General features: G+C 72.5%; 11 protein-coding genes. 4 read left to right on the top strand and 7 right to left on the bottom strand.

Translation table 11 applies throughout. The features are described from left to right. Nucleotides 1-286: 286 nt before the first annotated feature. From HTZ82_RS01890 to HTZ82_RS01900, 3 genes are all read right to left on the bottom strand, one after another. Entirely contained in the window at nucleotides 287-700 is a 414-nt protein-coding gene (locus tag HTZ82_RS01890) for a hypothetical protein (protein ID WP_175407488.1), read from the bottom strand. 127 nt (nucleotides 701-827) lie between these two features. Beyond that, a complete protein-coding gene (locus HTZ82_RS01895; RefSeq protein WP_217623570.1) occupies nucleotides 828-1,832 on the bottom strand; it encodes a helix-turn-helix transcriptional regulator in 1,005 nt (334 codons plus the stop codon). 212 nt (nucleotides 1,833-2,044) lie between these two features. After that, entirely contained in the window at nucleotides 2,045-2,638 is a 594-nt protein-coding gene (locus HTZ82_RS01900; protein ID WP_175407489.1) for a hypothetical protein, read from the bottom strand. Nucleotides 2,639-2,821: 183 nt separating this feature from the next. On the opposite strand from HTZ82_RS01900, the gene HTZ82_RS01905 reads away from it, so the two are divergent. Next, nucleotides 2,822-3,553: a hypothetical protein gene (locus HTZ82_RS01905; protein WP_175407490.1), complete on the top strand. Its 732-nt coding sequence runs from the start codon at nucleotides 2,822-2,824 to the stop codon at nucleotides 3,551-3,553. 25 nt (nucleotides 3,554-3,578) lie between these two features. On the opposite strand, the gene HTZ82_RS01910 is transcribed toward HTZ82_RS01905, so the two are convergent. After that, on the bottom strand, nucleotides 3,579-4,769 hold the full coding sequence (locus tag HTZ82_RS01910) for a glycosyltransferase family A protein (protein WP_175407491.1): 1,191 nt from the start codon (nucleotides 4,767-4,769) through the stop codon (nucleotides 3,579-3,581). Between the two features lie 287 nt (nucleotides 4,770-5,056). Here HTZ82_RS01910 and HTZ82_RS01915 point away from each other — a divergent pair, with 287 nt between their 5' ends. Together HTZ82_RS01915 and HTZ82_RS01920 are read left to right on the top strand one after the other, a co-directional pair. Further along, entirely contained in the window at nucleotides 5,057-5,293 is a 237-nt protein-coding gene (locus HTZ82_RS01915; protein ID WP_175407492.1) for a DUF6186 family protein, read from the top strand. A gap of 31 nt (nucleotides 5,294-5,324) precedes the next feature. Next, nucleotides 5,325-5,738, top strand: coding sequence for a DUF6256 family protein (locus HTZ82_RS01920; RefSeq protein WP_175407493.1), 414 nt, complete (start codon nucleotides 5,325-5,327; stop codon nucleotides 5,736-5,738). 29 nt (nucleotides 5,739-5,767) lie between these two features. Here HTZ82_RS01920 and HTZ82_RS01925 read toward each other — a convergent pair whose 3' ends face one another. The 3 genes from HTZ82_RS01925 to HTZ82_RS01935 are packed head-to-tail and all read right to left on the bottom strand — an operon-like array spanning nucleotide 5,768 to nucleotide 10,101. Further along, nucleotides 5,768-6,673, bottom strand: coding sequence for a hypothetical protein (locus tag HTZ82_RS01925; protein ID WP_175407494.1), 906 nt, complete (start codon nucleotides 6,671-6,673; stop codon nucleotides 5,768-5,770). Between the two features lie 3 nt (nucleotides 6,674-6,676). Continuing rightward, on the bottom strand, nucleotides 6,677-7,042 hold the full coding sequence (locus HTZ82_RS01930) for a hypothetical protein (protein ID WP_175407495.1): 366 nt from the start codon (nucleotides 7,040-7,042) through the stop codon (nucleotides 6,677-6,679). A 32-nt stretch (nucleotides 7,043-7,074) separates the two neighbouring features. After that, nucleotides 7,075-10,101 (bottom strand): CHAT domain-containing protein, encoded by a 3,027-nt coding sequence (locus HTZ82_RS01935; RefSeq protein WP_254711562.1) that lies wholly within the window; start codon nucleotides 10,099-10,101, stop codon nucleotides 7,075-7,077. 278 nt (nucleotides 10,102-10,379) lie between these two features. Here HTZ82_RS01935 and HTZ82_RS01940 point away from each other — a divergent pair, with 278 nt between their 5' ends. Then, nucleotides 10,380-11,393, top strand: a complete 1,014-nt coding sequence (locus HTZ82_RS01940) for an NADP-dependent oxidoreductase (RefSeq protein ID WP_175407497.1) — start codon at nucleotides 10,380-10,382, stop codon at nucleotides 11,391-11,393. The last annotated feature ends 29 nt before the right edge of the window (nucleotides 11,394-11,422 follow it).

Raw genomic sequence — 11,422 nt, forward strand, 5'->3', positions numbered from 1 at the left:
GGGCGGCGCGGAGGGCGTCGCGGGGTCCGCCGGGTCGGCGGCCGTCGAGCAGGCGGCGAGCGCGGATACGGCCGCCGCGGCGACGGCGGCGCCGACGACGGCGCGACGAAGCCGTGGCTGCGCCTGCGGCTGCGGCTGCGGCTGCGGCCGACGCCGGATCGCTGGACGGATCACCCGGTCCCCCCTCATTCCCCTGCCCTTCGCCTTCTTTGCATCCGTCCGCGCCGCCCGTGGTGCCGCCGACGTGAGCCGGCGGCACCCCGGATGGCAGAGGGTCAGGTCGGTGTCAGTGGGTGATCCGGACCCTGTCGCCGCCGTCGTAGTAGCTGGCCACCCCGAACCTGGCGCCGCTGCGGACGTCGGTGCACAGCCAGTACCGGGAGTCGTTGACGCTGTGGTAGCCGTCGTAGGCCGTGACGTAGCCCTTGGCGCAGGTGAACCAGCCGCTGGAGCCGAGGAGGCGGCCGGCGTAGCGGTCGTACGAGCGCGAGGTGGAGTTGTTGGAGTAGGTGAGGTTGAGGTCGCCGCAGCTGCTGCTGGCCTTGGTGAGGATGGTGCTCGAACCGCGGTAGCCCGTCGTCAGGTACGAGTTCACGCAGGCCTGTGCCCCCTGCTCGGCGGCGGACGCCGCAGGTGCGAGGGCCACGCAGGTCGCGGCGGCCGAGGCGATGGCCAGGGCGCCGGCGAAGGTTCGCTTCATGATTTCCCCCATCTGTTGTGGTGACGGACGGGCGGGCACCGGTTGCCCCGCCAGGCGTTCGCCGGACACTCTGGCAGCCTTCGGCATGCGCTTTCTACGACCTTCGAGGAGCCTCGAAAGACCCGGATCAGGCGGCGGAGCCCGGTGTTCCGGGGCTGAGCAGCGCCGCTCCGGCCGGGGTGAGGGTGTGCAGCACGGTGTTCTGCGAGCGCTGGGTCGTGATCAGGCCCGCGTTGCGCAGCACGGTGGTGTGGTGCGTGGCGGTGGCGGGCGAGACGCCCAGCCGCTGGGCCAGTTCGGTGGTGGTCGCTCCGAGGCTGAGGGTCCGCAGCGCGGCCGCGCGGGTCTTCCCCAGCAGGGCGCCGAGTGAGGCGTCCGAGGGGCGCTCGGGCGCGGGTGGCCGGGAGTCGTACAGGGGGTAGACCAGCACGGGCCGCAGTGCGTTGTCGGCCAGGGCGATCGGTGTTCGCCAGCAGAAGTAGGACGGGATGATGCGCAGGCCACGGCCGTCGAGGCGCAGGTCCCGGTCCTCGACATAGTCGATCTCGAGGACCGGCGGGCGCCACCGCATGGCGGGGGTGAGACCGCCGAGCAGTCCGTCGACGCCCGTGTCGACGGTCACGCGGGCGCGTAAGGCCCGCTCACCGGTGATCCTGGCGCGGACATCGTCCTGGTACGGCGCGATGACCGCGTCGTGGTAGGCGCGCAGGGCCTTGACGAGCTCCTCCCGGGCGTCGCGCTCCACCAGGCGCCCGGCCCAGGCGGGCCCTCCGTTGGTCTGCTCCAGTCTGCGCACTTCGGCGGCCACCCGCGCGGGCGGGGTGTCGAGTATCGCGGCGAGTCCTTCGTCGAGTCCCTCCGCCGCCTCGTGCGGGGTCAGGAAGTCGGGGAAGTAGGCGGCCCGTGGCACGACCGGGACGAGCAGTCGGCGTACCGCCTTGCCGAGCGGGGTGTCCGTCAGGGTGTCGAGCGTGGTGCGGTACCAGTCGGCGTAGGCCCAGCGGCCCTGCGAGGTCTGGAGCCGGTGCAGGCTGCAGGCGATCTCCCAGAGCGGATCGGGACGTGTGGCCAGCATGACCCGGGTGAGGTCCGCGGGCGTGAAGTGGATGCGCAGCACGAGAATCGCCCCCATTGATGGTCGTCCTGCTCACGACAAGCGTGGCGGTGGCCGGTACGGAAGGCAAAGCGTTGTCGGCGTGTCGCCACCGGGCGGCCCGGAGAGCCCCACCCGTCACGTTTCGGAGCCACAGTCCGCCGCGGGCTTTGTCGTGTGGAGCCCTGTCGACCCGTTCTCGAGGACGATCGCCGACAGTACCTCTTGAAGCCCGTGGGCGCGTTTCAGGCTCAGGGAGGTGCGCTCCCAGCCCTGCCCGTCCCGGTCCAGGAAGATGACAGACTCGGGCTGCAGCATGTGCACCGCCCGTGCCGCTTCCGAGACATCGACTCGTCCCGCAGATCGTCTCGTTCAATGATCAGTTCCGTGCACGGGGCGACGCTCGCCAGGGACAGCCTGGCCTTCCACCGTTCAGTGCCCTCGGCCACGGCGATGTCCATGCTGACGCCGTAGACGGGGTCGGCGGACCTGTTCATCAGGTGCACGCGCAGCGTCTCGTCGGTGGACGACCGCCAGAAGGAGACGCGCGCCGCCTGGCTTCGTACGTCTCGGTCCGCGTCGTTCCGGGCTTGCTCGAGCTGCTCTTGGGAGACCTTGGCCTGGTAGTACGTCGTGACGCCGGTGAACACCAGCGTGCCGATGCCCGCGACGATCGCGGCGACCGTGCCGATCCGGGTCCAGTCGGCCCGGCGCCACCACCAGCTCTGTCGCGGTGCCGGCTGCCGTTCCTCCTCGTCGTCACGCACCCGGGCTCTCGCCCTGTCCGGTGCCGGTCGCCGCCGCGCCAGCCGCAGCCTCGCCGACCGTCGCCCGCTGTTGTGCATGTGCCCTCCTCGCCTCACCCAGGAGGAGACGCGCGGACGGCCCGTCCGGATGCGGACCGCGGAGACGCCGAGTCCTTCGCGGTCGGCGCCACGTCAGTGTCAAGATGTCGCCGTGGCACACAACGCCGTCGCGCGTTCCGCGGAGGCGCGCCGTACGGGCTCACGCGATGAGGAGGACATCCCATGGACGCCGTCGACGAAGGACGGCAGGAGCTGGACGCGGTCAGTGTCCGCAACGCGAAGCAGACTCTCCTCCAGCTCCTCGGCAGGGCGGGGGTCTTCTCCGGCGACGCGGAGGAGCTGATCGGGCTCGTCGAGGCCGGCGCGCTCGCCGTCGCACACCAGGAGGTCGGCGTGACCGGGCGGGGCGTGCCGACGGGGAAGGGCGCGCTGTACGAGGCCGGCTGGCTCGACGGGGTCCAGGTCGTCACCGATGAACTCGGCGGCCTCGCCGAGCGCGCGCTACGGCGCGCCGTCGCCTCCGATCCGTCGGACGACGCTCCGGACGCCCGTCCTCCCGTCAGGCGGATGCAGGTGGAGCGTGCCAAGGCGGCGGTCGTGCCGCTCTACCTCTCGTTCACCGCCGTCTCCGACCTCGACCCCGACGTCTCCGAGCAGGTGCTCACCGCTGTCCTCGGCACGATGAACTCCAGGCAGCGCGCCGGGTACGCCGGGCGACTCGCCGAGTTCGCCTCGGCCCACCGCGCGCGCCTGGAGCGTCTGTACGCGCAGTACGGGCCCGGCAGCACCGTCGCGGTCCACGGCCGCTACTCCCTCGTCCACTCCCCCACCAGCGTCGCCGTACTGGAACGGCTCGCGACGGCGCCGTCGGCGCTGCGGGAGGAGTGGGACGCCGCCGAACTGCCGCCCGCGTGGCTGGAGGGCCTCACGACAGCCTGGGGCTCGCCGGTGTGAGCGCGGCCCCGGACGGGCTCGCCGGTCAGGCGCGGTGACGAGGCGGGGGTTCCCCCGTGGCCGCCGTGCGGCGTGCGACCCGCATCAGGCGGCGTGCCGCGCGGCCTGGGAGGGTACGGGCCCACGCCGCCTCGCGCAGCTCGTACGCGGTGTCCGGGATGCCCGCCGCCGGGTTCCGGAAGTACGGGTACGCCGCGTACCGGCGGCCTCGGCGGCGCACCCGGTCCGGCGGTGTGCCCGCCTGGAGGAAGGCGACCACGTCCCGCAGCGCGTCCGGCTTGTTCAGGGCCACGCAGGTGAGCCGCAGCCGGTCCTCCGTCCTCAGCCGTCGCGCGACGCCCGGTGTCCAGTAGGCGGCCATCAGCGGCGCCGCCAGCTCCATCTTGTGGCGCAGCACCTGCTCGGGCTGCCGGAGCAGGACGGGCCCGAACTGCGGCAGCAGCGTGACCACGAACGGCCGCAGCATCAGCAGGTCGCGTCTCCTGCCCTTCGGCACATGCCGGGCGATCAGCTCCATCAGGGCCCTCGCCGAGTCGAAGCGCATCGCGTAACCGCCGCCCTTCGTCACATGCTTGCCGTCCTCACGGCCCACGAGGTAGTAGCAGACATGGTCCGCGACGACCGAGACGCCGCTGCCGCGCAGATACGCCTCCAGCGTGAACAGGGCGTCCTCCCCGGTACGCAGCGACTCGTCGAACCGCATGCCGTGGCGCACGAGCAACTCGCGCCGGAACAGTTTCTGCGCGCTGAGCGTGTACTTCACGTTGGAGGTGAAGATGTCGGCGCGCTCGACGGTACGGCCCCACATCGAGGCGGCGGCCTTGCGGTTGACGCCCGCGGTCCTGCCGAGCACCACGTCCGTACCCGCCCGGTCCGCCATCGCGACCAGGCGCTCCAGGGCCTCCTCCCCCAGGTAGTCGTCCGCGTCGAGGAAGAAGACGTACCGGCCGCGGGCCATGCTCAGTCCGGTGTTGCGCGGACCGCCGGGGGCACCGGAGTTGGCCTGTCGCACGACGCGCGTGGGCACGCGGGTACGCGCGGCGAACTGCTCCAGGTACTCCCCCGTGCCGTCCGTCGACCCGTCGTCGACGGCGACGATCTCCATGCGCTCGTGGCCGATGGTCTGGCTCTCCGCGGACTCCAGGCACTTCACCAGGTAGGGCATGGCGTCGTAGGCACCGATGATCACACTGACATCGGGCGTGTTCTGAGGCATCGGCACTCACCACGGCGGTACGCAGGCAAACGGACGACAGGCGTCCGCCATGGTTGCTCCGGTACGGCCCACCGGGGCGAAGGCACGCACACCGGCTTGTAGTTCCCCCTTCGAACGGGCGAACGTCCGGGCCGCCGAGTGGGCCCCTCATCGGTTGCGCTCCTGGGTCACCACACGACTGGCGGCCCGGATCGCCGCGGTATCCGACGGTTCGGTCCCGCCGTGGCGGATGATGGCCCCGGCTGCCCCATGACGGCCAGCCGGCGCACGCGCGTGTGGAGGTCGCGATGGCGGAGCATCCGGTGATCGGGTATCTCGTCTGGGCATTTCTGTTCGGCGCCCTGTTCGCCTGGGAGGGCCTGGCCCTCGTACGGACAGGGGACGCCTTCCCCACGCTCAGCGATGCCCTGCGCGCGGTGATGCGCTACCCGGTCGGGCGATGGGCGCTGTTCGCGCTGTGGTTGTGGTTCGGCTGGCACGCCTTCGTCCGCGGCTGGCACTTCCTGCTGCGGGACGCGCCGTGACGGCGTTGCGCCGGGCCCAGGGCCGGTAGCCGTGCTCCCCGTCCCCCTGAACGTCACGCTCATGCTGACCGGCTACCTGCTGGTCATGGGGTATCTGGCCCTGGGCCTTCTGCTGCTGCGCCGACAGCGGCCCGGTCCTGGAAAGGCGTCCGGAAAGCGGTCCGGCTGGGCCGGCCTGATCCGGCAGGTGGCCGGCACGTTCGTCGGCGGATACGTCCTGCTCATGGCCGTGGTGGTCGGCTACTACCACGGGGTGGCGGGCCTCGGCGGCCGCTTCCTCGCCAGCGCGTTCACCGGTTCCGCGACGATGGCGGGAGTCGCTCTGCCGGTGTTCCTCACCGCCTCGTGGCTCGCCGAACGGCGGCGCCGCGGGCGACGCGGCTCGACGGAAGACGGCGACGGCAGCGGCGGCGGCAGCGGCAGCAGCGGCGGCGAGGAGCGGTGATCCTCATGATGGTGCGCCGGCCGTAGGCGTCAGGCCGCCTTGCGGGCGACGTGGTTCAGGGCGGCCCCGAGCCGGGGGTCGGGCGGGCCGTCGGGTGTGTCGAGGCCGAGTTCGTCCGCCAGTCTCCTGAGGTAGATGTCCACGGTGGACTCGATCAGTTCGGCGTGCACGGCGGCCGCGCGTCGGCCGCGGCGCCAGGCGATGAGCCCCACCGCGAGGGCGACCACGGCCGCGGGCCACCAGAAGCAGGCGAGCACCGCGTAGCAGCCGGCCCACACCGAGCCGGCCAGCGCGGCGTCGAAGCGGGTGCGCGAGGCGCGCAGCTCCGTTCGGACGTCCTCGGGAAGGATCAGCCACAGACGCGTCCAGCAGGAGGCGAGGTCGATGCCGTACTGGTGGCGCAGCCTGGTTTCCGTCCCGGCCATGCGGTCGCCGGTGAAGGTGGGCCTGCTGGGCGCGGCGAGCGCGATCCCGTCGCGGCGGGCGGCGAGCGTGTCGAGCTCCTTTCTCGCCTGCTCGCCGCGCCGGTGCGCCGGCGCCGCAGCGCGGAGCTGTTCGATCCGCGACTGGATCCGCTCCCAGCGCCTGAGCCGTCGCGCGGTCAACCGGTCCCCGGGCCGCCACGCCACGGAGGGCCAGTCCCCGGTCCAGACGCGTTCGGCGCCCTCCGCGCAGGCCCGTACGAAGGTGCCGACGGCGACGGACGCGACGATCACCGCCGCGGCGAGGGCGAGCTGGCCCACGGCGGGCCACTTCGCCGCCTGCGTGGCCCAGTGCCCCATCCGTTCGAACAGAGCGGACCGGTCCAGTGCGTCACCGTGGCCGAGCACCGCACCGGTGGTCGCGGCCGCGACGAAGGCCAGTCCGGGAGCGGCCAGGGCGGACAGCCACTTCTCGGCCAGCTTCTGGCCGAGGCTGTCGAGGAGCGGGGCCACCGGTCATGCCTCGACGACGCGCAGCGGCCGGTCGCGCAGCCAGCAGCGGCCCCCGGCGGGGAGTTCCCCGCCCGGCCTGCGGACCACGTTCAGGCTGCACCACCCGTCGGGGCAGCGGTACGACGTCCCCGCGGAGCGCGGCGTCATGCCCGGGATCATGGCGCCGGGTTCCTCGCCGCGCACCGGGCCGGGCTCGCCCAGTACATGCGGCGGGATGTCCAGTCCCGCGGTCGCCTCCAGCACGGGGGTCTCCGCGAGGACGGCTCGTACGGCGCTGTCGAGTTCCGCGCGTCTGCCGTCCCTCTCCAGGTCCTCCGTCAGCCAGGGCAGCGCCGAGCAGAGGCCGGCGCGCATCTCACGGTCGTTCATCGAGGTCTCCTTGGCTCCGATTTCCGGGGCTGCTACGGGCCGCTGTGGATGACGGACGCCCAGAACAGCGGCTCCCGGTAGTGCGGGTGTTCGCGAAGCGTGCCGACCGCCCGGTGCAGGGCGTGGGCGGCGCCGGGGGAATCCGGTGCGGCGAGGAGCCGGTACACCTCGCGGGCGAGGAGGGGGCCCATCGTGTCGTCGACGGTCCACAGGCTCCCGACCACCTGCCGGTAGCCGCACAGCTGGAAGGCGGAGGCGACGGAGATGACCTCGTCGGCCAGTTCGTGGCCGGGAGCGGCGCTGTGGCATGCGGACAGGTAGGCGAGCTCGGCGTCGCGCAGGCGCTCGGCCGCGAGCTCGCGCAAGGTGACGTGGCCGCCGTGCAGGAGGAGTCTGCTGTGCGACGGGGCGGCCGGGTCCCGTACGCCGTGGCAGGCGAGGTGGGCGTGGGTGTGGGTACGCAGTGCGGCCAGCACCGCCTCAGGTGTGGCCGCCGTGTCCCGTAGCTCCGTCCTGTGGCCGGTGAGCTCTTCCGTCGCGGACAGCTCCTGTGCGAGGGCGGCGAGCGGTGAGTGGCCGTCACCGGCGTCCACGGCGACCGCGACCAGGGATGTCCGGCCGGCGTCGGGGGCGGGTGTGTCGCGGGCGTGCAGGAGCGAGCCGAGTGTGGGGACGTAGGAGGAGACGACGCAGTCATGGGCGTACACGGAGCCGGGGCGGCCTTCGCCTTCGAGGAGGGCGGCGTGCAGGGGCAGCAGGGACAGGACGCCGGTGGGGCACCACCACAGTCTGGGCGGGAGGGCGCCCGGTTCCACCGGGCTGCCGAGGCCGAGCCGCGCCAGGACGGGCTTCACGATCTCGTCGCCCAGCCACCGCAGCGTCCGTTTCACCTCGCGGTCGATCACGTACCGCTCGCCGCCCGTGGTGCCCGGTGTCGCCAGCTTCGTGACGGCGGCCTGAAAGGCGTCGGCCCGGCGGGCGATCTCGTCCGCCGTGACGCCGGGCAGCGGCAGTACCTCGACGGCGCCGCGCCCGGAGCGGCGGTGCAGCAGGAGAGCGTCGCAGCGCAGCGGGGAGACGTTGATGACGGCGACGGGCCCGAGTGCCGCCGCCTCGCTCAGCCGCGCCCAGTCCGGCGGCCGGTGGAAGTGGCCGAAGCCGCGCAGCGCGCGGATCTCCCGCACCACCTGGTCGAACTCCGCGGCCGACGCCTTGCGCTGCTCCGGGCTGCGCTGCCGCGCCACCAGGTCCGCACAGACCTGCTCGTAGCGCTCCGCGAGGCGCGGGGACGCGGCCACCAGGTCGTCGTGACGGCTCCGTAGCCGCAGTGCCTGCGCCAGCAGGACTCCGCGCCCCTGCTCCAGCCGGATCAGCGCCTCGCGGGGCCGGCCCGCCGTGAGTTCCACGGCAGCGGCGACATTGGCCAGGGAAGCGACCTCGCGCAGCCGCGTCTCCTGTGACTCCCTGCCCAGAGCACGCCCGGTCAGCTTGGGCAGCAGGTCGGCGAGCGCCACGCCGAAGGCGGCACGGGCCTGGTCCAGGTCTTTGAGCCGCGCACAGGTCAAGCCCCACAGAGCGGCACAGTGCAGGCGGGTGCGCACGTCCTGTGTGGGCGCGAGCGCGGTGGTGCGGTACTGGGCGACGGCCTCCACCAGGTCTGCCACGGCCCGTCGGCTGCGGCCACGCGTCGACAGCAGGTGCCCCAACTCCAGGCGGGCCAGCTGCTGGTTGGGGCCGGTGTCCGAGGGGTCTCCCGCCACCTGCCTGAGGAGGGAGGCTGCGGCGTCCAGATCCGCGTCCCGCGTTGTGTGCACTCCGCGTTTCCGCAGGGCGACGGCCAGCTTGATCAGCATGACGGGACGGTCGTGCTGGGCCGGCGGCGTGGCCGCCACCGCGTACTGCAGGTGGTCCACCGCCTCGTCCAGTTCGGCGTCGTCCCCGTAGGCGTCGAACCGTGCGGTGAGGACGGCGGCGAGATTGGTGAGCCGTCGGGCGTGGGTGCGGGAGGCGGCGAGATGGGCCGGGTACGGGTGGCGGACGGCGGCTGTGGCGGCTTCCAGGTCCGCGAGGTCTCCCGAGGAGACGTACCGATCGAGGTGGGCGAGGCCGAGGAACGAGAAGGCCGCTGCCCGCTCCTCGTCGCCGAGCGGGCCGGTGAGCGTCTCGGTGAGTTCGGTGATCGAACCGTCGAGGTCGGCCAGCTCCCCCTCCACCTCGAAGCGCATCCGCAGCGCCTGGCCCAGTTCGATACGACGGTGACCGCGTTCCGCCTCACCGGTCTCCGACGCGTCGACGGCCCGTCGCAGCCGGTCGACCAGCGTGTTGAGCCGTTCCGTGTTCCCGTCCCGCATGTAGTGGGCCACCTCGGCCGCCCCGGTGCCCTCGGCCACCGGGGCCGGCGGGGCCTTCGCCTGCGTCCGCATGAGGAGGGTCATCATCTCCTGACGCGCCGGATCACCGGGCGGCAGCATGGCGAGCGCCTCCCGCATCAGGTGCAGGGCGGCGGACCTCGTCCCCACGGGAACGTCATCGCCGTCGAAGTCGGCCAGGGCCGCCATGGCCGTGCCGAGATTGAAGGTGACGCTCGGTTCGGACTCCCGGCCCCGCGCCTCGTCCCGTGCCCACATGATCAACAACGTGGCCAGTGTCACCCCTGCCTGGTCCTCGGCGGGCACGCTCGCCAGGAGCAGCGCGATGCCCACTGCGTGCACGATCTCGTAGGGCGGTGCCACCTTCGGCGGGTCCTGTGCGAAGGCATCGCGCAGGGGCTGCGGTACGGCGTCCGGACGTAACGCGTGCACCACGCCGAGCAGGAACACCATCGTGTGGTAGTCCCAGGTCTTCCGCTCCTCGGGAAGGTGCTGACACCGCGCGAGGTGGTAGCACGCGACGAGGTACACGACGTCGAGGTCGACGGCCTCCGGCCCGCCCGTCTGCTCGGGCGTCAGTCTGTCGCGGGCCTGGTAGAGAAGGTGCGCGATGTTGTAGTGCGTCCCGCGCCTCAGCACGCCTTCCGCCGGCTCGAACACGAACGGCGCTGCCACGTCCGGTGCGGTCATCGCCTCCCGGATCGCAGCACGGAACTCCGGGCGTAGCTCACCCATTCACCGACCCCCCGGTCCCCTGCTTCCGCAGTCCCACGTCCCGCATGTCCGCGTCCGCGGCGACGCCTACGGTACGCAGCGGGCGGGCCGTGCAGCGGCCGAATGGAAAAGATCCCCGGCACGGTGGCCCCCGGTGGGCGGCCCTTGCCCGGTGCCGCATCCCGGGGCTAACCTCTCGGCATCCATACCGACCAGTCGGTGTGCCCATGTCCGTGCGATGAGGAGCCGTCCAGATGAGCCGCATGAACCGCCAGTACCGGCTTGCCGCACGCCCCGTCGGGCTGCCGGGGCCGGACGACTGGGAGTACGTCGAGGAGCCGGCCCCCGAACCGGGCGAGGGCGAACTGCTGATCCGGGTGTCGCACCTCTCGCTGGACCCGGCCATGCGCGGCTGGATGAACGAGGGCAGGTCGTACATCCGCCCCGTGGAGATCGGGGAGGTCATGCGGGCGGGCGGGGTGGGCCGGGTGATCGTCTCCCGCAACCCGCGGTTCGCCGTGGGCGACCATGTGTCCGGCACGCTCGGCGTGCAGGAGTTCTGCCTGTCGGACGGTCGCGGCCTGACCAAGGTCGATCCGGCGCTGGCACCGCTGCCGGTGCACCTGGGCGTCCTGGGCATGACGGGCATGACCGCCTACTTCGGCCTGCTCGACATCGGACGGCCGGAGCCCGGCCAGACCGTCGTGGTGTCGGGCGCGGCCGGGGCGGTCGGCAGCGTGGTCGGCCAGATCGCCAAGATCAAGGGGTGCCGTGTCATCGGCATCGCCGGCGGTGAGCGCAAGTGCCGTCTGGTGGTGGAGGAGTTCGGGTTCGACGCCTGCGTCGACTACAAGTCGGAGGACGTGCGCAAGGCCCTGCGCGAGCTGGCGCCCGGGGGCGTGGACGTCTACTTCGACAACGTCGGCGGAGACGTACTCGACGCCGTGCTGACGCGTCTGGCGCGGGGTGCGCGGATCGTCGTCTGCGGCGCGATCTCGCAGTACAACACGACCGACCAGGTCAAGGGTCCGGCCAACTACATGTCGCTGCTGGTGAACCGCGCCTCCATGACCGGGATGGTGGTCTTCGACTACGCCGACCGGTACCCGGAGGCGACCGCCGAGCTGGCCGGGTGGCTGTCGGCCGGGAGGCTGCGGTCGCTGGAGGACGTGGTGGACGGTGGCGTGCGGGCGTTCCCGGACACCCTGCTGCGGCTGTTCAGGGGCGACAACACCGGAAAGCTCGTCCTCAAGGTGGCGGACGCGTGAGGGGCGCGGAGGCCGTCCGCCCCTGACCG

Origin of the sequence: Streptomyces sp. TRM64462 (assembly GCF_013362995.1) — a bacterium.
Lineage (GTDB): Bacteria > Actinomycetota > Actinomycetes > Streptomycetales > Streptomycetaceae > Streptomyces.